The 22,470-nt window shown below is 64.8% G+C and carries 19 protein-coding genes; 8 read left to right on the forward strand and 11 right to left on the reverse strand.

Annotated features, from left to right (window positions below; all coding sequences use genetic code 11):
- Positions 1-3: 3 nt before the first annotated feature.
- The 3 genes from VGU00_RS19875 to VGU00_RS19885 form a co-directional block, all read right to left on the reverse strand.
- The gene (locus tag VGU00_RS19875; RefSeq protein ID WP_327471666.1) at positions 4-717 is read right to left on the reverse strand and encodes a hypothetical protein; all 714 of its coding nucleotides are present in this window, start codon (positions 715-717) and stop codon (positions 4-6) included.
- 15 nt (positions 718-732) lie between these two features.
- Complete coding sequence (locus tag VGU00_RS19880; RefSeq protein ID WP_327471668.1) at positions 733-1,944, reverse strand: toxic anion resistance protein; 1,212 nt, start codon at positions 1,942-1,944, stop codon at positions 733-735.
- Positions 1,945-2,006: 62 nt separating this feature from the next.
- The gene (locus tag VGU00_RS19885) at positions 2,007-2,966 is read right to left on the reverse strand and encodes a bile acid:sodium symporter family protein (RefSeq protein ID WP_327471670.1); all 960 of its coding nucleotides are present in this window, start codon (positions 2,964-2,966) and stop codon (positions 2,007-2,009) included.
- Positions 2,967-3,029: 63 nt separating this feature from the next.
- On the opposite strand from VGU00_RS19885, the gene VGU00_RS19890 reads away from it, so the two are divergent.
- The 5 genes from VGU00_RS19890 (at position 3,030) to VGU00_RS19910 (ending at position 8,493) form a co-directional block, all read left to right on the forward strand.
- Positions 3,030-3,680: a purine phosphorylase gene (locus VGU00_RS19890; RefSeq protein WP_327471672.1), complete on the forward strand. Its 651-nt coding sequence runs from the start codon at positions 3,030-3,032 to the stop codon at positions 3,678-3,680.
- The gene (locus VGU00_RS19895; RefSeq protein WP_327471674.1) at positions 3,677-4,288 is read left to right on the forward strand and encodes a D-Ala-D-Ala carboxypeptidase family metallohydrolase; all 612 of its coding nucleotides are present in this window, start codon (positions 3,677-3,679) and stop codon (positions 4,286-4,288) included. Before VGU00_RS19890 ends, VGU00_RS19895 begins: the two co-directional genes overlap by 4 nt.
- A 108-nt stretch (positions 4,289-4,396) precedes the next feature.
- Positions 4,397-6,229 carry a translational GTPase TypA gene (gene typA / locus VGU00_RS19900; RefSeq protein ID WP_327471676.1) on the forward strand — a complete coding sequence of 611 codons (1,833 nt, stop codon included), beginning with the start codon at positions 4,397-4,399 and terminating at the stop codon, positions 6,227-6,229.
- Between the two features lie 99 nt (positions 6,230-6,328).
- Entirely contained in the window at positions 6,329-7,942 is a 1,614-nt protein-coding gene (locus VGU00_RS19905) for an NAD(P)/FAD-dependent oxidoreductase (protein ID WP_327471678.1), read from the forward strand.
- A complete protein-coding gene (locus VGU00_RS19910; protein WP_327471680.1) occupies positions 7,939-8,493 on the forward strand; it encodes a pseudouridine synthase in 555 nt (184 codons plus the stop codon). The genes VGU00_RS19905 and VGU00_RS19910 overlap by 4 nt, the downstream gene beginning before the upstream one ends.
- Positions 8,494-8,497: 4 nt before the next feature.
- Here the strand turns inward: VGU00_RS19910 and VGU00_RS19915 are convergent, their stop codons facing one another.
- From VGU00_RS19915 to dcm, 3 genes are read right to left on the reverse strand one after another with little or no spacing between them, the layout of a single operon-like run.
- On the reverse strand, positions 8,498-9,715 hold the full coding sequence (locus tag VGU00_RS19915; protein WP_327471682.1) for a type II restriction endonuclease: 1,218 nt from the start codon (positions 9,713-9,715) through the stop codon (positions 8,498-8,500).
- A gap of 4 nt (positions 9,716-9,719) precedes the next feature.
- Positions 9,720-10,163, reverse strand: coding sequence for a very short patch repair endonuclease (locus tag VGU00_RS19920; RefSeq protein WP_327471684.1), 444 nt, complete (start codon positions 10,161-10,163; stop codon positions 9,720-9,722).
- Positions 10,156-11,418 carry a DNA (cytosine-5-)-methyltransferase gene (gene dcm, locus VGU00_RS19925; RefSeq protein ID WP_327471686.1) on the reverse strand — a complete coding sequence of 421 codons (1,263 nt, stop codon included), beginning with the start codon at positions 11,416-11,418 and terminating at the stop codon, positions 10,156-10,158. Before dcm ends, VGU00_RS19920 begins: the two co-directional genes overlap by 8 nt.
- A 140-nt stretch (positions 11,419-11,558) precedes the next feature.
- On the opposite strand from dcm, the gene VGU00_RS19930 reads away from it, so the two are divergent.
- Positions 11,559-12,623 (forward strand): hypothetical protein, encoded by a 1,065-nt coding sequence (locus tag VGU00_RS19930; RefSeq protein ID WP_327471688.1) that lies wholly within the window; start codon positions 11,559-11,561, stop codon positions 12,621-12,623.
- 247 nt (positions 12,624-12,870) lie between these two features.
- Here VGU00_RS19930 and VGU00_RS19935 read toward each other — a convergent pair whose 3' ends face one another.
- Complete coding sequence (locus VGU00_RS19935) at positions 12,871-14,391, reverse strand: PepSY-associated TM helix domain-containing protein (RefSeq protein ID WP_327471690.1); 1,521 nt, start codon at positions 14,389-14,391, stop codon at positions 12,871-12,873.
- Positions 14,388-15,002, reverse strand: a complete 615-nt coding sequence (locus VGU00_RS19940) for a hypothetical protein (protein WP_327471692.1) — start codon at positions 15,000-15,002, stop codon at positions 14,388-14,390. The genes VGU00_RS19935 and VGU00_RS19940 overlap by 4 nt, the downstream gene beginning before the upstream one ends.
- Before the next feature lie 52 nt (positions 15,003-15,054).
- On the opposite strand from VGU00_RS19940, the gene VGU00_RS19945 reads away from it, so the two are divergent.
- Positions 15,055-17,379, forward strand: a complete 2,325-nt coding sequence (locus VGU00_RS19945; RefSeq protein WP_327471694.1) for a TonB-dependent receptor — start codon at positions 15,055-15,057, stop codon at positions 17,377-17,379.
- A gap of 57 nt (positions 17,380-17,436) precedes the next feature.
- On the opposite strand, the gene VGU00_RS19950 is transcribed toward VGU00_RS19945, so the two are convergent.
- Both VGU00_RS19950 and VGU00_RS19955 read right to left on the reverse strand, forming a co-directional pair.
- Complete coding sequence (locus tag VGU00_RS19950; protein ID WP_327471696.1) at positions 17,437-17,703, reverse strand: hypothetical protein; 267 nt, start codon at positions 17,701-17,703, stop codon at positions 17,437-17,439.
- A 130-nt stretch (positions 17,704-17,833) separates the two neighbouring features.
- Positions 17,834-18,607 carry an SDR family oxidoreductase gene (locus tag VGU00_RS19955; RefSeq protein WP_327471698.1) on the reverse strand — a complete coding sequence of 258 codons (774 nt, stop codon included), beginning with the start codon at positions 18,605-18,607 and terminating at the stop codon, positions 17,834-17,836.
- A gap of 121 nt (positions 18,608-18,728) precedes the next feature.
- On the opposite strand from VGU00_RS19955, the gene VGU00_RS19960 reads away from it, so the two are divergent.
- Entirely contained in the window at positions 18,729-19,589 is an 861-nt protein-coding gene (locus tag VGU00_RS19960; protein ID WP_327471700.1) for an AraC family transcriptional regulator, read from the forward strand.
- Positions 19,590-19,636: 47 nt separating this feature from the next.
- On the opposite strand, the gene VGU00_RS19965 is transcribed toward VGU00_RS19960, so the two are convergent.
- A complete protein-coding gene (locus VGU00_RS19965; protein ID WP_327471702.1) occupies positions 19,637-22,312 on the reverse strand; it encodes a TonB-dependent receptor in 2,676 nt (891 codons plus the stop codon).
- Positions 22,313-22,470: the final 158 nt, after the last annotated feature.

The raw sequence follows: 22,470 nt of genomic DNA on the forward strand, positions 1-22,470 counted from the left end.
GGGTTAAACCGGGTCTTCGCCATCGACGCCCTGATATTTGAGCTGGAGATAGCGTTCACGCGTCGCGAGCTTGTCGAGTTCGCCCGCCGCAAGGCTGCGCGCCGCGCTGCCGATCTCGCTTTCGAGCATCTTGAGACCGCCGACGAGCGTTTCGTCGGGGGTGCGGCCCGCGTGCGCCTCGCCGCGCAGCCCGGCAGGGATGCGCTGGTAGCCGGCGACGAGTTCGGGCAGGTCTTCGCCGACGAGCTTGCGGATATTGGCCGCCGCGGGGCTCGATGCGTCGAGCGTCTGAAGCTGCGGTGCGAGCAGGTCGAGCTGGACGCCGATCCCGTCGACGAGCGTACGCGCTGGCGCGGGAAGCGCCGGCCGTTGCGCCTCGAGCCAGATTTCAGTGCGGCCCGCGAGCTGCTTGAGGTCGGTTTTGGGCAAGTCGGCCTGGCGCGGTTCGGGGAAGGGTGACCGGCCGAACAATACGGCGACACCGATCAGCAACACGAACAGCGCGAGCAGCCCGGTGAAGCCGAGCGGCTGGATCAGTGCCCCGAACAGCGCGGCGCCGAGCAGCACGACGCCCCCCGCGATCAGCATCCGGCCAAGCTTCTTGAAGAGATGCTCGCGGCGCAGCGCGACGCTCTTGGTGCCGATCGGGCGGCGACGCTCGCGCGACCGTTCGATCGCCGATTCCGCCGAAAGCCGGATCTTGTCGACTTCGCTCATGCTCATCGCGCGCCTTTAGCCTTCGAGCGACGCGAGCGGACTGTCGGCGCCCGCGACGCTCGCCTGCGCCTGGCTCGCGCCTTCGGCGCGCGCGATATAGCCCTTCGACTTCGCGACTTCGCCTTCGAGCGCGTTGACCGTGGTCTTCATGCTGTCGAGCGCCTTCAGCTTGAACGTGTCGATCGCGTCCATCGTGTCGTAGATATTCTGGAAAGCGCGGCTCAGCGTTTCCATCGGGATCGTGCTCGACGCTGCCTGCTCGTGGATGCGCGCGGTATTGTCCTTCAGCATCTTCGACGTGCCGTCGATGATATTCGCGGTTGTCGTGTTCAGCGCGGTGATCTGTTCGAGCACCAGCTTCTGGTTGGTCATCGCCTGCGCGACGGTGATCGCGGTCTTGAGTGCGCCGACGGTGGTGGTCGAGGCGCGGTCGACGCCCTTCACCAGCTCGACATTATTCTTTTTGACAAGGTCGAGCGCGAGATAACCCTGCACCGTCACCGCCATCTGCGTGAGCAGGTCCTGGGTGCGCTGGCGGGCATAGAACAGCGCATTTTCGCGCAGCACTTTCGCCTTGGCCGGATCGGTGCCGTCGAGTTCGGCCGCTTTCATTTCGAGCTTTTCGTCGAGCGTCTGCGCGATGTGGATCATCTGCTCGAGCTTGCCCATCGATTCCCACAGCTTGCGGCGCTCGACGTCGATTGCGGCGTTATCCATCAGAAGCTCGTCCTTGCCGTTCGACAAGGCGGTGAGGACGCCGCTGATGTGCGTCTGCGCGCTGCGATATTGCGCGAAATAATTGGTGACGCTGCTACCGAAAATCTTGTCGAGGAAACCGCGCTTCGACAACAGCTTGCCGTTCGCCGACGGGTCGAGCCGTTCGACGGTGTTGCGCAGCTCGATCAGGTTCATACCGATGTCGCTGTCGCGGTCCATCGCCTTGATCGGCCGGTCGAGGAAGCGGTTCGAATGGCTCGCCGCCTCCAGCATTTCCTTGCGGCCCATGTTGGTGATCTGGTCGACCTTCTGGCCGAAGGCGGGCGAATTGACGTCCTGCGCGACCAGGTCGTCGATGAAACCGTCGACGCGCTCTTCGAGCTTCGATTTCTGGTCGGTCGACAGCGGGACGAGCCCCGCGGCCTTTTCGGGGGTGACGGTGGGTACGGGATCGGGCGGCGTCAGCGTCAATTCTTCGGTTGCGGTCGCCGTTGCGGTCACTTCGCTCATTTGTCTTCCTTCCACCCCGCTGCCGCATACCATATGGCACGCGAACCTGTGTTATTCAAGCACTACACCTTTTCCCCGCGCTTCAGCGCCGGCGCGATCCATGCTGACAGGATCAATTGTGCCATATGATAGACGAGGATCGGGACCAGCACCATGCCGGCGATGGCAGGCGCGAACAGCGTCGCGGCGAGCGGCGCGCCGACCGCAATGCTTTTCTGCGCGCCGGAGAATAGCAGCGTGACGCGGTCGGGCCGCGCGAGGCCGAGCAGGCGGCCGAACAGCCATGCGCCGCCGAACGCCAGCGCGAGCAATGCGGCAACCAGTGCGAACACGATGCCGATCTCGCGTCCGTCGAGCAACTGCCAGATGCCAGCGACCACTGCGGCGGAGAAGGCGACATAGACGGCGACCGCGATGGCGGTGCGGTCCATGAGCGTCGCGAGACCGCGATGTGCGAGCACCCATGGGCGCAGCCATTTCTGCACGAACTGGCCGGCGATGAACGGCAGCAGCAATATCGCGACGATGCGCAGCGCCGCCTCGCCGTGAATCGCCTCGGCGCTCCCCGCCAGCGCGGCGAACAGCAACGGTGAGGCGATCACGCCCGCCAGATTGAGCAGCGCGGCGGCGACGACGCTCGCCGCGACATTGCCCCCGGCAAGGCCGCTCGCCGCGGTCGCCGACTGGACGGTCGAGGGCAGGATGCCGAGGAAGAGGAAGCCGAGTGCGAGCGCCGCGGGCAGGAAGGGGGTCGCCGCAAGCTGAGCGCCGACCCCGAACAGCGCCATCGCGCCGAAGCAGAAAAGGAAGGCGCCGCCCTGCAGTTTCCAGTTGCGGATGCCGTGGAGCACTTCGTCGCGCGGCAGGCGGACGCCGTTCAGGAAAAAGAGAAGGACGATCGCGGCGGTCGATAGGGCTTCTGCCACGGGCACCGCGGCGCCGCGAACCGGAAGCAGGCTGGCGATCAGGATCGTCGCGAGCAGGATAGGGACGAAGCGGTCGGGAAAGATGCGTGCAAGCATGGGGCGAGCGATGGCGGTGGTGCACACGCTTGGCAAGACCGCACGAAACGATAGACCGGCGCGATGGCCGATATGCTGATTCTCGCCGCGCTGCCCGAAGAGGCCGATACCCTGTTCCCCGGAGCGGGGATGCGAACCGACGGTCCGCTTGGCGTGCGCCGGATCGAAGCGCACGGCCACGCGCTGGTCATTTCGACATGCGGGCTCGGCAAGGTCAACGCCGCGCTTGCGGCGGGTCTGCTCGGCGCCGATGCCGACCTGCTGCTGATGACCGGGACCTGTGGTGCACTCGGCGCGGCGCCGGGCGCCTATTGGCTCGCCGAGGCGGTGCAGCATGATTATGGCGCGGCGCATCCCGGCCTGTTCCGGCGCTATCGTGCCGGCGACTGGCCGATGGGCGAGCCCGGCGAGGCGCATTTTTCGGCAATAGCCGATCCGGGGCTCGGTCTGCCCCACGCGCGCATCGCGAGCGGCGACAGCTTTGTCGCCTGTCCCGACGCCGCGGCCGATCTGCAATCGCTCGGCGCGACGCTGGTCGACATGGAGGTGGGCGCGGTGGCGCAGGCCGCGATGCGGCTCGGCAAGCCCTGGGCGGCAATCAAGGCGGTAACCGACGAAGCGAATGACGCGAGCGGCGGCGATTTTCAGGCGAACCTGCGCCGCGCCGCGCGGGCCGCGGCGCAAGAGGTCGAGCGGCTTGTGGCGATGCTGTGAGGCGCGGGCTCGTCGTCGGCCTGATCGCGGCATTGCTGCTGCTGTTCGTTGCGACGCCGATCCGCCATCATTTCGCGCCGCGCGACGCCGACCTGTTCGCCGAATGGCGCAGCGGCGCTGTCAGAGCTGACGTCGCGGCGATCGAAGCCTATCTGGAGCGCGAAGGCGTCGGCGACGTGCTGCCGATCGCCGATATCCTGCGCAGCGATGCGCGCTGGCGGCGCTGCGAAGCCGCCGAACCGTTCGCCGTGCCGCCGCGCCATCTGTGGCCGGCGATGGTGTCGACGTTGCGCTATGTCCGCGATCATGTCGTCCCTGCGGTCGGCCCGGTGCGCGTCGTGTCGGGTTATCGCGATCCGGTCGCCAATGGCTGTTTCAGGGGAGCGAAAGCGAGCCGTCACCTTCGCTTCGCGGCGCTCGACCTGATACCGGAGCGGTCTCTGCAACGCGAGGAGCTGATCGGGGCGCTTTGCCCGCTCCACGCGCGCACCGGTTCGCGCTTTGCGGTCGGACTCGGCATCTACAATGTCACGCGCTTCCATATCGACACCGCGGGCTATCGCCGCTGGGGCGCCGACTATCGCGGAGCGACATCGCCCTGCGCCTGACGCCTAGTGTCGTCGGCAATCATGTTGCGCCGCAGCACCACTTCTGTTAGGGGCGCGGCGTTTCGCGGCGCTCCGGGTGCTGCCCCCTTCCATCAAGGCTCTTTCCGCATGTCTTTGCGCAATATTGCGATTATCGCACACGTCGACCATGGCAAGACGACCCTCGTCGACCAGCTGTTCCGCCAGTCGGGTACGTTCCGCGACAACCAGCGCGTCGAAGAACGCGCGATGGATTCGAACGACCTCGAAAAGGAACGCGGGATCACCATCCTTGCGAAGTGCACCAGTGTCGAGTGGGGCGAAGGCGCCGACCTGACGCGCATCAACATCGTCGACACCCCGGGCCACGCCGACTTCGGCGGTGAGGTCGAGCGTATCCTGTCGATGGTCGATGGCGTCATTCTGCTCGTCGACGCCGCCGAAGGCCCGATGCCGCAGACCAAGTTCGTGACCGGCAAGGCGCTCGCGCTCGGCCTCAAGCCGATCGTCGTCGTCAACAAGATCGATCGCAGCGACGCGCGCGCCGCCGAAGTGCTCGACGAAGTGTTCGAACTGTTCCTCGCGCTCGAAGCCAATGACGAACAGCTCGATTTCCCGATTCTCTACGCTTCGGGCCGCGGCGGCTATGCCTCCGAAAGCCCCGACGCGCGCGAAGGCGATCTGACGCCGCTGTTCCAGACGATCGTCAGCCACGTCCCGACCCCGGGTCTCGACGAAGATGCGCCCTTCACCTTCCTCGCCACCCTGCTCGACCGCGATAACTTCATTGGCCGCATCCTGACCGGCCGCGTCCAGTCGGGCACGGTCAAGGTCAACCAGCCGATCCACGCGCTCGACATGGACGGCAAGGTCATCGAAACCGGCCGCGCGTCGAAGCTGCTGGCGTTCCGCGGGCTCGACCGCGTGCCCGTCGAGGAAGCGAAAGCGGGCGACATCGTCGCGATCGCGGGCCTGACCAACGCGACCGTCGCGAACACGATCGCCGACACGAGCGTCAGCGAGCCGATCGCCGCGCAGCCGATCGATCCGCCGACGCTGTCGATGCGCTTTGCCGTCAACGACAGCCCGATGGCGGGCCGCGAGGGCAGCAAGGTGACGAGCCGCATGATCCGCGACCGCCTGCTGCGCGAAGCCGAAACGAACGTCGCGATCCGCATCACCGAAAGCGCCGACAAGGACAGCTTCGACGTCGCGGGCCGCGGCGAGCTCCAGCTCGGCGTGCTCATCGAAACGATGCGCCGCGAAGGCTTCGAACTCGGCATCAGCCGCCCGAAAGTGCTTTATGGCGAAGACGAAGCCGGCAAGCGCACCGAGCCTTATGAAACCGTCGTCATCGACGTCGACGACGAACATTCGGGCACGGTCGTCGAGAAGATGCAGATCCGGAAGGCCGACCTCACCGACATGCGTCCGTCGGGCGGCGGCAAGACGCGCATCACCTTCTCGGGCCCCTCGCGCGGCCTGATCGGCTATCATGGCGAATTCCTGTCCGACACGCGCGGCACCGGGATCATGAACCGCCTGTTCGAGAAGTACGGCCCGTACAAGGGCGTGATCGAGGGCCGCAAGAACGGCGTCCTCATCTCGAACGGCAATGGCGAAGCTGTTGCATACGCCCTTGGTCCGCTCGAAGAGCGCGGCATCCTGTTCGTCTCGCCGGGCGAGGCGCTCTATGAGGGCATGATCATCGGCGAGAATGCCAAGCCCGACGACCTCGAGGTCAACCCGATGAAGTCGAAGCAGCTCACGAACTTCCGTTCGACGGGCAAGGACGACGCGATCCGCCTCACGCCGCCGCGCCGCATGACGCTGGAACAGGCGATCGCTTACATCGACGATGACGAGATGGTCGAAGTGACCCCGAAGAATATCCGCATCCGCAAGGCGCTGCTCGATCCGCACGAGCGCAAGAAGGCGTCGCGCAAGAAGGAAGCGGCATAAGGATCAAGAGGGGGCGGTCAGCGATGACCGCCCCTTTTCTTTTCGAACCCCGTTTCGATTGGCGTTCCCCCCGGCGGGCTTGCGCATTACAGGCGTGCGATGCTTCGCCTGACCGAACTTACGCTGCCGCTGCACCATGCGCCGGAGGATTTGCCCGCCGCGATCTGCAAGCGGCTGCGCATTTCGCCGCGCGAGTTGATCCGCCACGTCGTCGCGCGCCGCGCGAACGATGCGCGCGACAAGACGAACATCAAGCTGATCTATTCGGTCGACGTCAATGTGAAGGACGAGGGCGCGGTGCTGGCGCGCTTTCGCAAGGACCGCAACGTCCAGCAGACGCCGAACACCGCGTATAAATTCATCACGCAGGCGCCGAAGGGCATCAAGCGCCCGGTCGTCGTCGGGGCGGGCCCGTGCGGGCTGTTCGTCGGGCTGATCCTCGCGCAGATGGGGTTTCGCCCGATCATCCTCGACCGCGGCAAGGTCGTGCGCGAGCGCACCAAGGATACGTGGGATCTGTGGCGGCGCAGCGTGCTCCACCCCGAATCGAACGTCCAGTTCGGTGAGGGCGGCGCGGGCACCTTTTCGGACGGCAAGCTCTACAGCCGGATCAAGGATCCGCGGCACCTCGACCGCAAGGTGCTCACCGAATTCGTGAAAGCCGGCGCGCCGCCCGAAATATTGACCGAGGCGCACCCGCATATCGGTACCTTCCGGCTGGTGACGATGGTCGAAAGCCTGCGCGAGACGATCGAGGGGCTGGGCGGCGAATATCGTTGGCAGCACAGGGTCGACGGGCTCGATATCGCCACCGACGGCGCGGGCGAACGCCGCGTCGAGGGCGTGCACCTGAGCAATGGCGAGTATATCGAGGCCGACCGCGTCGTCATGGCGATCGGCCACAGCGCGCGCGACACCTTTGCGATGCTGCTGGCGGCGGGGGTGCATGTCGAGGCGAAGCCCTTTTCGATCGGCGTCCGCATCGAGCATCCGCAATCGTGGATCGACGCTTCGCGCTTCGGCGCCGATGCGGGCAATCCGATCCTCGGCGCCGCCGAATATCATATCTCGCACCACTGCAAGAACGGGCGCACCGTCTATAGTTTCTGCATGTGCCCCGGCGGTACCGTCGTCGCCGCGACGTCGGAGGAGGGGCGCGTCGCGACCAACGGCATGAGCCAATATTCGCGCAACGAACGCAACGCCAATTCGGGCTTCGTCGTCGCGATCGACCCCGCGCGCGACTATCCGGGCGATCCGCTCGCGGGCATCGCCTTCCAGCGGCACTGGGAATCGCTCGCCTTCGTCGCGGGCGGTTCGAACTATCGCGCGCCCGCGCAGCGCGTCGGCGATTTCCTGAAAGGCCGTCCGTCGACCGAGCTCGGCAGCGTCATCCCCTCCTATCGCCCCGGCGTGACGCCGACTGATCTCGCGCAATGCCTGCCGGCGTTCGCGGTCGAGGCGATGCGCGAGGCGATCCCGGTGTTCGGGCGCCAGATCGCGGGGTACGACCATCCCGACGTGGTGATGACGGGGGTTGAGACGCGCACCTCCTCGCCCGTGCGCTTCACCCGCGGCGAGGGTTTTCAGAGCCTGAACACCGCGGGGCTGTTCCCGGCGGGCGAGGGCGCGGGCTATGCCGGGGGCATTTTGTCGGCGGCGGTCGACGGCATCAAGGTCGCCGAGGCGGTGGCGCGGAGTGTGATGCCATGACGACGATCCTGTTCAACAAGCCGTGGGGCGTCCTGTCGCAATTCACCGACAAGGGCATGACCGCGAGCGCGGATGGCCCGCGCGCGACGCTGTCCGACTATATCGACGTGCCCGGCGTCTATCCGGCCGGGCGGCTGGATCGGGATAGCGAAGGTTTGTTGATCCTGACCGACGACGGCGCGCTGCAGGCGCGGATTTCGTCGCCGAAGCACAAGATGCCCAAAACCTATCTCGCGCAGGTCGAGGGCGAGCCCGATGACGCCGCGCTGGCGGCGCTGCGCCGCGGCGTCACGCTGAACGACGGCCCGACGCGCCCCGCAACCGTCCGCCGCATCGACCCGCCGCAGCTCTGGGACCGCGACCCGCCGGTGCGATACCGCAAGAGCGTGCCCGACAGCTGGATCGAACTCACGATCACCGAAGGCCGCAACCGCCAGGTCCGCCGAATGACGGCGGCGGTCGGCTATCCGACGCTGCGGCTGGTGCGCTGGCGGATCGGGGGGTGGGAGATTGGCGAGTTGGGGCTGGGGGAGTGGCGGGAGGTTGGGTGAATGTTCAAACTTGCCGAGACTGAACCAGCCTAATGAAGTCCGAAACGTCCATTAGCCAAGCCTGCTGTTCGGCCTTGTAAGTAGTGTGCAGAATCCGGGGCAGTACCAGCTGAAGCTGCTTGGCTTGCATTTCGGCCGTTTGCTTCACCGAAATGCCTGGTTCCAAGGTAAGCAAATGTTTGACCTCGATCCGCTCCGCTTCCGAAAGCACTTGGCGCCAGCGTTCCTTCAGTGTCGATTTTGCGCCGAGCATCGTTAGCAGATCTGCTGGAAAGGCTTTGTCGGCATATTGGATGGCGCCGGGAAACAGGAAATCGGGCTTGTTGCCATTTTCGGTGATAGCGCCGCGGGAATAATGGACGTCAAAGGCTTTCAGCAGCGCTTCGATATGGCTTTCGAGAGCCAAGCCTGCCCGCGATTTGCGACGGTTTTGAACGCTCAGCGAAAAGGCTATGAAGCCATCAACATCTTCGCCGCCATCAGTCTGGAAGCCAGTACGCAAACGTTCGGCGACAATCTTTCTTTCAAGGCGCCGGAATAGCTGATCCTCGCGTTCCATCCACACCATCAAAGCCAAGTCGGGCTCTTGACGCACGTAGGGGAGGTCGAGGGAACTCCGGGCCAGCTCAGAGAGAAGGCGGGCCTTGGGCATCGAAAGGCCGAAAGGCTCGATCAGCCGGTCGAGGTCCGCTTCTTCCGGTTCCTCCGGATCAATTTCCAGCGCTTCAAGAATGAAACGGCTGACGAAATCCAACTCGGCGTCCGAGTTGCCGCCGACTTGCTGATAGTTGAACTGGAACTGGGATTGGACGTCGATTCCGAACAACCAGAGGAGTTGGTTGTACATCGTGCTGTCGCTGGGCGTGATGATGACGAGGCAATCATCGTTCTTGCGCTTGGCCAAGAAGAAGGCATCGCCTTCATCCATCATCGCCGTCACGTCGTTGCTAGGGTAATAGAGTCGATATTCCGAGCGCGTCGGGTGGCGTCGTCGCGCATCATACCACGTTACGAAACCCTCAGACTCGACGGTTTCCTGCTCATGCCCGATCCATAGGAACTTGGTCGGGATATCCTTCTGGTCGTCTTCGCCAAGCAGCTTCTTCAATTCAGTCGAGGCATTGAATTCATGCTGGTTCGACGTAGCGGGCCGCGTTTCGACGGCGCTCAGCTGCTTTACTGCGATGCCGGAAAAATATTCGGAAAGATGCCCTCGCTTCATGGTCTTATTGGTGAGCCGAAACGGGTTCGTCGGTCAACCAGTTCCTGCAAAGCTGTAAAACAGATTTGATTTCTTCTGCAGATCGCCCTTTGATTTGGCATTCCCAGATTGTCAGTGTCCGCCAACCCTTCTCTTCGAGCATTCTTATGGCGGCTTGGTCACGCTTTTGGTTTGCGCTGATTTTGTTCCGCCAAAACTCGGTTCGCGTGGAAGGAAGTTTGAAAAGTCGACAGTCGTGTCCATGCCAAAAGCATCCGTTGACGAAAATTGTCGCCCGCCACCTAGGAAATACCAGGTCCGGCTTTCCTGGCAGACGCTTGTCGTGGACAAGAAAGCGGAGGCCCAGGCGATGGAGCCCCCTGCGGATCAGCATTTCCGGTTTGGTGTTCTTACCCCGGATGCCAGCCATCATCCGGCTGCGCACCTCCGGGGTTACGACATCAACCATCGGCTTCTGCCATCGGTCGCCCTTGGGGCGCGTCAGGAGCAGATTCTTCCGGAAGTCTTTCGCGACCAGCGAGTGCCGTTGCCAAATATGGTTTCATTGCATTGGCGAGAAATTCGACCACCGGAACCACGACGGCGTTTCCGAACTGGCGATAGGCTTGGGTGTCCGAGACTCCAATCTGCCAACGTCTTTCACCGCGATCAAAGCCCATCAAGCGGGCACATTCTATCGGGGTAAGCCGGCGAGGACGTTCGCCGGGCTGATCAATAAGAATTTCCGAGCCGTCTTTGTAGTAGCGAGCTGAAAGGGTCCGGGCGACATCGTTGGGGCCGAAAAGGCTGTATCCAAACCCGTTTCCCTTCGAGGTGTGCTTCTCCTTGTACTTTTGCAGATATTCCCAAAGGCGCGGCGTGAGCGTGTACTTCGGGTCTACGTCCTCGTGTCGTTCCAGAATGCTGCCAAGCTTTGGCCCCTCCGATGCGTCGGGGATTTCGAGCGCCTTCAGATTGAAGTCCGTCTTATCCCGAAACCCCACAATGAAAATACGCTCGCGCTTTTGCGGAACCCAAGGCGTTGAGCTGATAACTTTCGCTTGCACCTTATACTTCAACTCGTTTTCGAGCACGTTCATGATCGTTGCAAACGTCTTGCCGCTATCGTGACTCTCAAGATTCTTTACATTTTCCAACACGAACGCTGCCGGCCGATGATGGGCAATAATTTGCGCAGTGTCGAAAAACAGCGTGCCTTGCGTGTCGCACAGAAAGCCGTGAGGGCGACCGAGAGCATTCTTCTTCGACACGCCGGCAATAGAAAATGGCTGGCAAGGAAAACCGGCGAGCAAGACGTCGTGATCCGGGATCAGGTTCGGATTTTCTGAATATTGCCGAACATCCCCGTGAAGCTCGTGATTGTCCCGGAAGTTCTTCCGATAGGTTTCTTGCGCATTCTTGTCCCATTCGGACGTGAAAACGCAGTGGCCACCAATGCCCTGGAAGCCGATCCGCAGCCCGCCAATTCCGGCGAACAGATCGATAAAACGGAACGACAGATCCCCCGTGGGCGCGTCCTGAACAGATTTGGGCTTGAGGCTGCCGATCATTTCCAGCGAACGGTAGATATGCGCTTTCGGTGCAGTTTCACCGCGCTCCCAACGATACACAGTGCTGATGTCGCATTCCAGCTCTTGGGCTACTTCATCGACCGACATACCAAGGCGTTGCCGAAATTCGTTGAAAGGGCGATTTTCGGTCACAATTTTCTCCTCTGGGTCGATTTTTGGCAAAATGCCAGGAAGAGTCCCAGAGCGCAAGAACAAAATGTAAACAAAGCCCCTTTCCTACATTCCCCCGCTAAGTCATATCCTGTCCGGTTTGGCGGACAGGAGGGCATATCATGCAGAACCGGACACCGATCGCGGCCGAGGCGCGGCCGCCGCTGCCCGACTTTACGCCGGTGCCGCGCAAATATCGGCACGACGGGTGGACGCCCGAGCGGCAGAAGGCGTTTATCGGGGCGCTTGCCGATACCGGGTCGGTCAGCCGCGCGGCGGCGATGGTGAATATGGCGCAGGCGAATTGTTATACGCTGCGGCGCGCGCCCGGTGCGGAAAGCTTTCGGCGGGCGTGGGAGGCGGCGCTCGATTTCGGGGTCGCGCGGCTGAAGGATATTGCGTTCGAACGCGCGATCGACGGCTATCTGGTGCCCGTCTTTGTCGCGGGCAAGCTGATGGGGTTCCGGCGGCGGCACAATGACGCGCTGCTGATGTTTTGCCTCCGCCATTACGGGCAGGATGCGGGCGGCAAGCGGACGACGATCAACTATTTCTCGACGCGCGCCAGTGCAGGGGCGGGCGCTGCGGTCGCCGGGGCTGGCGAGGGTGGTGCTTCGGGCGCCGCGGCGGGCGCGATGGCCGAGACCTCGGCGACGACGGTGCGGACGGTGATCCATGGCGGTGCGGGCGCGGGCGATCCGGTGGCGGGGCAGGATGCGGCGGCGGCGCTGCTGGGCGGGTTCGACGGGGTGGCGCTCGACGATCAGGCGCAGGCCGAGATCGGGGCGGCGCTGCACGCGCTCGCCGAGCGGCAGCGCGCGCTGATCGCGGCGGTCGACGAGGGCGGGATCGAGGCGACTGCGATGCAGCTGGACGATCCGGGCGTCGAGCTGGTGCAGCTGCGCGAGTATGACACGCCCTATCATGGGCCGCTGCAAATGTATGAGGGTGCGCCTGTGGATGCCGAGCCGGTGCAGCGCTTTGCGGGCGAGGCCGATTGGGTGAGCGCGGGGGGCGATATTCCAGAGGGCTATCTGGCGTGGATCGAGGCGGCCGAGGCGCGCGGCGAGCGCGTGCCGGCGGTGCCGCTGACGCCCGCGATGGATGACGGGGTGGCCGCGGTGAAGACAGTGCCGTCGTGGCGGCAGCGGCGGAAGGCGAAGGCGGCGGAGGGCGGGACGGAATGATCCTCCTCGCCGTGACGGAGCGATAGGGAGGTCGCAGTTCCGGGCGTGACGCGATCATCTTTAGTGAAAAACAATGCGCTCCCGCGAAGGCGGGAGCCTATCTCCTGCCGGTGCCGTTCCGAACCGACGGGAGATGGGTCGTGTCGGGAGGCGCGGGACTCCCGACACCCTTCGCGGGGACACGGAACCGATATCGTTCAAGGATGGCGTCGTGCCCCTCCACCATCGCTGCGCGATGGAGGATCGATCAGGCGGCGGCGGTTGCCGGGTCGGCCTTGTTCCGACGCATCCGAAGTTCGGGCAACAGCAGCGCCGCGCCCGCTGCGATCAGGCTCAGGTTGACGATCCACGCGACGGGGTCGGCGCTGTTGAGGCCGCCGCGTAGCGCAAAGTGCGTCGCGGCGGCGGCGAGGGTCAGCGCGGCGGTCGCGATGCGCCCGAGCGTCGAGAGGCGTGTCGCGGGGAGGCGGATCGCGGCGGCGAGGAAAAGCAGGCTGACGGCGAGCCACGCGCCGATCGCGGCGGGAGCGCTCGCGAGGGCGAGGCCGGCGACGGCGGCGGCGGCGATGCCCGCGGGCTGACCCCAGACGGTCGCGGCCCAGGCGCGTTCCCACCCCGGCGCCGGTCGGCCCTTGTCGCGGCGGCGCGCGAGCCAGATGTTCACTCCGCTCGCGGCGAGATAGGTGAGGCCGAGCCCGAGCGCGAAATAGACGATCTTGACGATCCCGCCGCCGAACCAGCCGAAATGCAGCTGGCCCATGCCGCCGAGCAGATCCTCGCCGAGATTGTTGTCGACCGCCTTCTGCTGGCTGTAGATGCTCGCGTCGCGGCGGAAGGCATAGCTGTCGACCCCCGCCATGCGGTTCGGCTGTTCGACGTTGAACAGCGCCGCGCCGCCCATCTCGGTCGGATGTTCGGTGAAGATATAGGTGAGGCGGCCGCCGTCCTGCGGCAGCTTGGCATACATGGGGCGAAGGTCGAGCACCGGCGCGGGGCGCGGGTCGTCGACCGGCGGGGCGGGGATGAAGAGCGCGTAGACCTTGTTCACATCGCCGTTGAACATCGCCATGCCGAGCACGCCGACGATGATCGTCGTGAGCCCGAGGAAGGCGCCGGAGAGCGAGATGAGGATGTGGAAGGGCAGCGCCCAGACGCCGAGGCGGTTGTGGAGGTCGGCTTCCTGCAGCCGCTGCGACCCGCCGAGCCGGAGGTGAAAGGCGTCGCGGAAGATGCGCGGGTGCGCGAGGATGCCCGAGATGAGCGACGAGAGCAAAGCGACGCCGATCAGCCCGACGAGGAAGCCGCCCCATGTGCGCGGCAGGTGGAGGTTGATGTGGAGGCGCGTGATGAATTCGGTCCACGCCGCCTCGCCGCCGGGCGCGATCTTCCCCTGCGCGTCGGCGAGGAACTGCCGATCCTCGTCGGCGTCGACATAGAGGAGGAGGCGCGGGAAATCACTGGTGGGGAGCGTGATATAGACATGCTCGACCCCCGGGCCGCCCGCGGCGATCGCGCCCTCGAACGCGGTCTGGACGGCGTCGGGGCTCGCTTCGGTGAGCTGCGGGGCGGCCGCGCTTTCCCAGCGCTGGAATTCGTGCGCGAAGACCGCGATGCTGCCCGACAGGCAGATGAGATAGATGAGCGCGGCGAAGGCGAGGCCGAGGCTGCTGTGCCCGCGCAGCACCGCGCGGACGAAGCCCGCGGGGATGCGCGACATCAGATCCTTTTTCTTCGCGGGCCGCGGGGGCTTCGGGGTGGCGGCGGTCATGCGAAACCCTTCACGATGGCGGCGGTGAAGCTGATGAGGGCGACGCCGGTGAGCACGGCGGTCGCGCGGAGGATGCGGTTGTCGGCGAGCGTCCACGCCATGCACGCCCCCCAGGCGACGGGGACGATGAGCCCGCCGACAACAAGCCGCGTCTGCTGCTCGCCGGGGACGAGTGCGGCCCAGGCGATGCCGACGCCCATCGCGGCGATCATGCCGATCGGGCCCGCGAGCAGCCAGCGCAGCGTCTCGCGTCCCTTGGTGGTCGCGCGGTTGGAGGGTTCGGGGGCGAGGCTTTCGCGCGCTGCGCGCGCCTTTGCCTGCCGCACGGTATAGTTTGCGGCGACGACGCCGAGCGCGGCGGTCGAGACGAGCGCGAGCGCGATGAAGAAGCCGCGCACGCTGCCGAGCGCGAGCATCGGGCGGATGAAGGAGGCGGCGATCAGCAGCCAGCCGCCGACCAGCCAACCGCGGTTCGCCTTGTCTTTCGATCCCCAGCTCTTGCGCAGCATCCATGCGCCGGTGCCCGCACCGACCAATGCCAGCAAGGCCGGTATGAGCGGCGCGCTGTCTTCCATCTTGTCCCCCTTTGCGACCTCACTATTGACTCGCATTCGCAATAGCAATAGCGGCCCCGCTCGATAGCGACATGGGGAGTCCTTCGCAATGACCAAGATTTTCAGGCCGATGCTCGTTGCCCTGCTGGCCGGAGCGGCGATGCCGGCTCATGCGGCGGAGGCCGCGATCGACGCTGCGGAGGCGGGCGATGCCGGCGAGGCGGGCGAGATCGTCGTCACCGGGCTGAAATTCGACCGCACGCTGCAGGACACGCCCGAAAGCGTGAAAGTCTATACTGCCGAGGATATCGACCGACAGAATCTCGTCAGCGTCTATGACCTGATCGATCGCACCGCGAACGTCGCGTCGAGCTTTGCCGAGTCGGGGTTCAACATTCGCGGCATTTCGAACAAGAATGTCTCGGGCTATGGTTTCGGCGACCTTGCGACCATCTATCTCGACGGATCGCCGCTGCCGAGCGAGGCGGCGGCGGGCGGGCCGCTCGACCTCTGGGATCTCGAGCAGGCCGAAATATTGCGCGGGCCGCAATCGACGCTGCAGGGGCGCAATGCACTCGCGGGCGCGATCATCCTCAAGACCGCCGACCCCAGCTTCGACTGGCGCGGCAAGGCGCGCGCGATGATCACCGACGCCGACGGCGAATATCGCCTTGCCGGCGCGGTCGGCGGGCCGATCGTCGACGATGTGCTGGCGTTTCGCGTCGCGGGCGAACTCGCGCGCGGCGACGGGCTGATCAAGAACCGGCTGACCGGCGGCAATTATGCGAAGACGCGCAGCGATGTCGTGCGCGCCAAATTGCTGTTCACCCCGGCGGGCGCCGAGGGCGTGCAGATCAAGGCGTCGTATCTCTACGACCGCCATTTCGGCAACGACGGGCGCGGCTATGTGTTCAGCGACGTGCCGGGTGCATGGAACGACCGCTATGTTCTCGCCAACCGGCCGACCTTCACGCGGACGAGCGCCGACCTTTTCACCCTCGATGTGTCGCTGCCCGTCAGCGACGTCTTCACGCTGTCGTCGGTGAGCACCTATAATCACCTCAAGACCTTTTCGACCTATGATGGCGAACTCCGCGCCGAGGACGAGGCCTATGGCGATTTTGCGACCAACCAGAAAATCTACAGCCAGGAATTGCGGCTGACCTTCGACAGCGGGCCGCTGCAGGGGCTGATCGGCGGCTATTATTCGCGCCAGAAGAACCCCGCGTCGGATTCGAACAGCACCTTCAGCCTCGACCCCGACGCCGACCTCGGGCTGACGCCGCAGGTTGCGGCGCTGCTCCAGAGCCAGTTCGGGCTGCCCGCCGACCAGGCGCTCTTCTTTGCGCAGCAGGCGCGTGCGCTCTACCCGCCGCGCATCTTCATCTCGTCGGACCAGCGCTACGCGGTCGACGTCGAGACGATGGCGCTGTTCGGCGATGCGAGCTGGGAAGTCGTGCCGGGGCTGAAACTGCTCGCGGGCTTCCGCTACGATCACGAGCGGCAGAAGGTCGCGAACGACAATGTTGTCGTCCTCAATACCGTGCTGCCCGATCCCGCCAACCCGCTGTTCGATCCGTTGATCGCGGGGATCGTGCAGACGATCAACGGGCTGCTGCGCCAGCAGGTCGCCGATGCGAACAGCGTCGGGCCCGAATCGACGACGACGTACAAGGCCTTCCTGCCGAAGGGCGGGGTGTCGTGGGAGATTGCGCCCGACAAGACGCTCTCCGCCATCGTCCAGCGCGGCTATCGTTCGGGCGGCAGCGGGGTGAATCCCGGCCGCGCGACGACGCATGTCTACGACCCCGAATATACATGGAATTACGAGCTGTCGCTGCGCACGCAATGGCTCGATCGGCGGCTGACGCTCAACGCCAACGCCTTCTACGTCGACTGGAAGGACCAGCAGGTCTATGTCCAGCTGTCGGACAATGTCTATGATTACGAGACGCAGAATGCGGGCAGTTCGCGCGTCTGGGGCTTCGAGGTCGAGAGCGATTTCGACGTCACCGACCGGCTCAACGTCTATGGCTCGGTCGGCTATGCCAACAGCAAGTTCCTCGATTTCCAGACGAGCAACGGTCAGGTGCTCGACCTGTCGGGGTTCGAGTTTGCCAATGCGCCGCGCTGGACATGGGCGGCGGGGCTCGACTGGCGTCATCCGTCGGGTTTCAGCGCCAACCTCAACGTCAATTATCGCGGCCCGCAGTTTCAGGATATCCGCGACCAGAGCGGCGGCCGCAACGTGCCGGGTCGCACGCTGGTCAACGCGAAGATCGGCTATGGCACCGAGAATTTCGGCGCCTATCTGGTCGCCACCAACATCTTCGACGACAAATATTTCGACTATCAATATGAAAATGGCGGCCGGATGCAGGCGCTGTTCGGCGAACCGCGGATGATCGGGCTGACCTTCGAAGGACGCTTCTGACGGCGGAGGCGCCGCCGCCGCGGGGTCAGTGTTCCACGGCCGCCGGCGGCGCGCCGTTCATCGCGACAGGCGCCAGATCGCGGCGGCCGCCAGCGCGGCGGGGATCAGGAAGACGACGAGCAGGATCGGCAATTCCTCGCGCACCGAATAGCCGGCTTTCGTCACGCCGACCCACATGTTGATGAGCGCGACCGCTAGCCAGACGGGGATGAAATATTTCGCCGCGAGCGCGAGGTCGGGGCGCGTGCCGCCCCATAAATGGCCGAAGAGCAGGAACAGCCCGAGCAGCACCGCGCCGCCCGTGATGACCAACAGCATGTGCATGACATTCTCCCCCCTGGAAAGGCGGCCGCGAGCATAGCCCTCGGCCTTCGCGGCGCAAAGAGGACGGACGGCGCGGCGGTGCGCCGTCCGTCCGGCTGTCCCGGCCGCAGCGCGGCGGCCGGGGGAGGGGTCACTTGGTCGTGTAGCCGCCGTTGACGAGGATCGTCTGGCCGGTCATCCACCAGCCGTCCGACACCAGCATGCGGATCCACGGTACGATATCCTCGATGTCGGTGAGCCCGGTCTTCGAATGGCCCGACAGCGCCGCCGCCGATTTGTGATAGGCCTGTGCGTCGGCCTCTTCGGCGGGGTAGAAGAAGGGGGTGTCCATCGGGCCCGGGCCGATCGCGGTGACCGAAATGCCGCGCGCGCCGAACTCCTTCGACGCGGCGCGGGTGAAATGCTCGACCGGCGCCTTGGTCCCCGCATAGGCGGCGTAGAAGGGCGTATAGGCGCCGAGCAGCGAGGTCACGAGCGTGCAGACCTTGCCATTGTCGTTCACATGGCGGCCGGCTTCCTTGAGGAAAAAGAAGGCGGTTTTCGAATTGACCGCGGTCATCTCGTCATATTCGGCTTCGCTGATCTCGGTGAAGGGCTTTTTCAGCACCTTGCCGACGGTGTTGATCGCGATGTCCGGCCGCCCGATCGCCGCGATCGTGTCGGCGAACAGCTTTCCCATCGCGGCCGCCGACGTGAGGTCGGCCTGAAAGGCCACGGCCTCGGCGCCCGCGGCGCGGATCGCGGCGAGCGTTTCCTCGGTCTCGGCGGCCGAGGCGGGGCTGTTATAGTGGATCGCGATCGCCCTCGCGCCTTGTTCGGCGAGGTCGCGCGCGATGAGGCCGCCCAGATTCTTGCCGCCACCGGCGATGAGAACGGTCTTACCCTTGATGCTGTGATCGGCCATTTCTGTCTCCTTGGTCCTTGTTTGCCCAAGGCTAAGCCGCTTTCGCCTTGTCCGCTTTCAAATTCCGGCGCAGCTATCGAAAATGGTCATGGCGAGTCGTGGGGACTCGCAAGGTGGGTGATTGAGCGACGTCCTAACCGTCTGGGATGGCATCAGGCCGCGATCGCAGCGCGACGTGGTCGCCCGGCATCAGGCGACGATCGGCCGGCTGGGTGTGCTGGCTGCCACCGAAAACCTCGCTTCGCCGACCGACTGGGCCTTCGAGGAAGAGCATCATGTCGTCGTCGTCCATCTCGGCGGTCGGCTCGACCGGATGGACTGCGAATTTTCGGTCGGGCCGTCGGGACCGGCGATGCCGGAACGCGGCGATGTGTGGATGATCCCCGCGGCATGCCGCTATGCCGCGCTGGCGCAGGGCGAGCGCGCGGAGTTCGTCGAACTGAGCGTGCCGACGGCGCTTCTCGCCGATACGCCGCTGGGGGCGCGCGTGAAGCATCGCGACGAATTCCTCTTTCGCGCAGCGGCGTGGCTCTCGGACCTTGTTCGCGGGCCCGATGACGATCTGGCGCGGATGGCGGCGCACGAAGTCGGCGACGCGGTCGAACGGCATCTGGGGGCGCGCTACGGATATCGCGACCGGGCGGCGCGGCACCGGGCGCTGTCGGCATCGGACCGCAATCGCTTGGCCGACGCGGTGCGCGGGCAGCTCGATGCCGAGCATAATCTGGCCGCGCTCGCCGCGCTGGTCGACATGGATGTCCGGCGCTTTACCGATGCCTTCCACGACGCCTTCGGCCTGTCGCCCTGGCAATATGTGATGCGCGCACGGCTCGACGAGGCGGCGCGGCGGCTGTGCTATGGTGCGGAGCCGGTGACCGAGGTCGCGCTGGCGACGGGTTTTGCCTCGCCCAGTCATTTCGCGACGGCCTTTGCGCGGCGCTTCGGCGTGGCGCCGACGCGCTATCGCGCCGCGGCGCGATAGCGCTCCGAACCGGCATCCGGGGTTCCGGATGCCGGTCGCGGGAGGGATCAGAACTTCAGGCGCGCCCCGACATAGAATTGGCGGCCATTGTCATAGATGGCGCGCGGACGGTCGCGGGTACCCGAATATTGCTCGATCTTCTCGTTGGTCAGGTTCACCGCGTCGGCGGTGAGCGCGATATTGTCGGTGATGTTGACGCTGACCGACGCGTCGAGCGACGAGAGCGCGGCCTGATTGAGCGGCGCGGCGCGGTCGATATCGATGAAGAATTTCGACCGGTAATTGTACGAGAGCCGCGCGCTGACGAGGTCGTTCTCATAATAGCCCGTCAGGTTGAGCGAATGCTTCGAATTGCCCGGGATCGGATCGCCATTGTCGGCCTTGGCGTCCGAATAGGTGTAGTTCACGACCGCGCCGAAGCCGCCCCAGATCGGGCGCGACACCTGGAATTCGAACCCCTGGTTGCGCCCGCCGTCGCCGTTGCTGCGCCGGTTGATCTGATAGGGGCAGTTGAACAGGTTCGGGTTGCCGCCGGGTGCCACGACGCAGCCCGCGGGCTGCGATCCCGGCACGAACACGCCGGGCAGCGTCTCGGTCGAGGTGGTGTTGACGATGTAGGATTGGATATCCTTGTAGAAGGCGGCGAGCGCGACGATCGTCTCGCTGTCGGGATACCATTCGATCGACAGATCATATTGGTTGGCGCGATAGGGGTCGAGGTTCGGGTCGCCGCCGCGGCCCGTCAGCAACGTGCCGTTGAGGTCGACGCCGGGGGTGATGTCGACGAAGTCGGGGCGCGTCACAGTCTTGCCCGCGGCGAAGCGCAGCACGACCTGATCGGAGAGGTCGACCGACAGGTTCGCGCTCGGCAAGATGTCGGTGTACGACCGTTTCGCGGTCGACGGGGTGAAGCCGCCGAACGGGTTGGTGAACTGCGGATTGGCGCCGCCGATGATGAAGCCGTCGGATGTCTGCTTCGTTTCGATCACACGCACGCCGATATTGCCGCGCCAGCCGTCGCCGCCGAATTTGGCGAGGCCATAGCCGCCCCACGCCTTTTCGTTGATCGAATAGCTGTTGCCGGGGACGAGGAAGCGATCGTTCGAGGGCGACGTCGACGCGCCATAGATGGCGCGCAGCTTCGCGGGATCGACGCGCCAGTAATCGCGGAGCGTTCCGGGCGAGGCGATATTGTCGAGGAAGTCGCCGGGCATGCCGCTGCCGGTCGCGAAATCGGCCGAGGTGCACGGTGCGCCATTGCAGCGGAGGCCCGGCGTGAAGACGCCGCCGTTGGTCGCGAAGCGTTCGGCGACGCGGTCATGGTCGGTATATTTGACGCCGAATTTGAGCGCGGTGAGCGGACCCCATTCGACCTCCTTCTCGACGTCGAGATAGAAATATTTCTCCTCATCGTCGTTGGTCACCGACTGGATGCGCGCAAAGTCGGGGCGGATGCCCGCGGGGTTGAGCGGGTTGGGGTTCGAGAAGCTGACCTCGGGGCGACCGCTGGTGAGGTCGTAGCTGAAGGCGCCGGGGCCGGCGAATTCGATGAAATTCTCGTTGCTCGTGTCGCCGTTCGCCTTGGTCCAGCCGGCCTTGAAATGCACCGAGAGGCTGTCCACGGGGCGCCAGGTCAGGTCAAAATCGGCCGAGACGGTCTTGGCGACCGCCTGCCGGTCGATCGCGTCATAGACGACGCCGAAGCCCGTCGTGCCGCCGGTCGCCGAAGCGATATTGCCCGAGACCGCGACACCGTCGCGGACCACGGCATTGCTGATCGTGCCGCCGCCGGCGAGCGCCTGCTCGCCCCATGCGATATAATTCTGGTTGAAGTTGTCGGCGTTGAAACGCGAGTAGAGGCCGGTGATGTTGATCTCGAGTTCGTCCGACGGGCGGAACTGGATGCCGACATTGGCGCCGTAGCGTTCGCGATCCTGTTCGAACATCGTCGAGCCGATCAGTGTCGGGACGAGCGCGCTCTGCCCCCCGCCGACGGGGAAGGAGCGGTAGCCGAAGATTTCGAGCCCGTCGCGGCGCGTGCGGCGCTTCTGGTAGATCGCGCCGACGAGGATGCCGAAGGTTTCGTCGGCATTCTTCCAGCTGACGAGCCCCGACACCTGCGGATCGACCTTGCCCGATAGATCCGAATAGGCGGCCTGCGCCGAGGCCGACAGGGTGAGCGGTTCGAGGTCGAGCGGGTTGCGCGTGATGACGTTGATCGTGCCGCCGACGCCGCCTTCCTCGACGTCGGCCTGCGGGCTCTTGTAGACTTCGAGGCGGCCGATGATCTCGGCGGGCAGCGTCAGATAGTTGAAGCTGCGCGTCGAGGCGACCTGGTCGAGGATGAACCAGTCGGCGGTCGCGACGCTGTGGCCGTTGAGGAGGGTCTTGGTGAGGTTCGGCGCGGTGCCGCGCAGCGAGACGCGCTCGCCTTCGCCGAACTCGCGGTTGACGACGATGCCGGGGACGCGCTGGAGCGCTTCGGCGACATTCTTGTCGGGGAATTTGCCGACATCCTCGGCGGTGACGACGTCGGCGATCACCGACAGGTCGCGCTTGGCATCGATCGCTTCGCGGATCGATCCGCGGATACCGGTGACGACGATTTCGCTCTCGGCGGCGGGGTCGGCGGCCGGCGCGGCGGTTTGCGCCTGCGCGGCGCCCGCGGCGAAAAGCATCGTACCAATGCTCGCCGAAGCAAGCCAATGGCGCATATTGGTCATGTCAAATTCCCTCCTCATGGTGCCAATCAACTATGATTGCTGATTTGATGGGGAATTTATACAGACCAATTTATCGGTCAATCTCGTTTCATCGCGAAATTATACCCGTTCAAAACGTCGCATAGGTATTTTTGGTAATATATTGGTCCCATTCTAAT

The organism is Sphingopyxis sp. (genome assembly GCF_035944815.1).
GTDB lineage: Bacteria > Pseudomonadota > Alphaproteobacteria > Sphingomonadales > Sphingomonadaceae > Sphingopyxis.

What these genes read in the sequence shown, in the direction of transcription:
- VGU00_RS19875 (WP_327471666.1), bottom strand. Translation starts at nt 717, where the DNA reads ATGAGCGAAGTCGACAAGATCCGGCTTTCGGCGGAATCGGCGATCGAA.
- VGU00_RS19880 (WP_327471668.1), bottom strand. Translation starts at nt 1,944, where the DNA reads ATGAGCGAAGTGACCGCAACGGCGACCGCAACCGAAGAATTGACGCTG.
- VGU00_RS19885 (WP_327471670.1), bottom strand. Translation starts at nt 2,966, where the DNA reads ATGCTTGCACGCATCTTTCCCGACCGCTTCGTCCCTATCCTGCTCGCG.
- VGU00_RS19890 (WP_327471672.1), top strand. Translation starts at nt 3,030, where the DNA reads ATGGCCGATATGCTGATTCTCGCCGCGCTGCCCGAAGAGGCCGATACC.
- typA (WP_327471676.1), top strand. Translation starts at nt 4,397, where the DNA reads ATGTCTTTGCGCAATATTGCGATTATCGCACACGTCGACCATGGCAAG.
- VGU00_RS19905 (WP_327471678.1), top strand. Translation starts at nt 6,329, where the DNA reads ATGCTTCGCCTGACCGAACTTACGCTGCCGCTGCACCATGCGCCGGAG.
- VGU00_RS19910 (WP_327471680.1), top strand. Translation starts at nt 7,939, where the DNA reads ATGACGACGATCCTGTTCAACAAGCCGTGGGGCGTCCTGTCGCAATTC.
- VGU00_RS19915 (WP_327471682.1), bottom strand. Translation starts at nt 9,715, where the DNA reads ATGAAGCGAGGGCATCTTTCCGAATATTTTTCCGGCATCGCAGTAAAG.
- VGU00_RS19920 (WP_327471684.1), bottom strand. Translation starts at nt 10,163, where the DNA reads ATGGTTGATGTCGTAACCCCGGAGGTGCGCAGCCGGATGATGGCTGGC.
- VGU00_RS19930 (WP_327471688.1), top strand. Translation starts at nt 11,559, where the DNA reads ATGCAGAACCGGACACCGATCGCGGCCGAGGCGCGGCCGCCGCTGCCC.
- VGU00_RS19935 (WP_327471690.1), bottom strand. Translation starts at nt 14,391, where the DNA reads ATGACCGCCGCCACCCCGAAGCCCCCGCGGCCCGCGAAGAAAAAGGAT.
- VGU00_RS19940 (WP_327471692.1), bottom strand. Translation starts at nt 15,002, where the DNA reads ATGCGAGTCAATAGTGAGGTCGCAAAGGGGGACAAGATGGAAGACAGC.
- VGU00_RS19945 (WP_327471694.1), top strand. Translation starts at nt 15,055, where the DNA reads ATGACCAAGATTTTCAGGCCGATGCTCGTTGCCCTGCTGGCCGGAGCG.
- VGU00_RS19950 (WP_327471696.1), bottom strand. Translation starts at nt 17,703, where the DNA reads ATGCACATGCTGTTGGTCATCACGGGCGGCGCGGTGCTGCTCGGGCTG.
- VGU00_RS19955 (WP_327471698.1), bottom strand. Translation starts at nt 18,607, where the DNA reads ATGGCCGATCACAGCATCAAGGGTAAGACCGTTCTCATCGCCGGTGGC.
- VGU00_RS19965 (WP_327471702.1), bottom strand. Translation starts at nt 22,312, where the DNA reads ATGACCAATATGCGCCATTGGCTTGCTTCGGCGAGCATTGGTACGATG.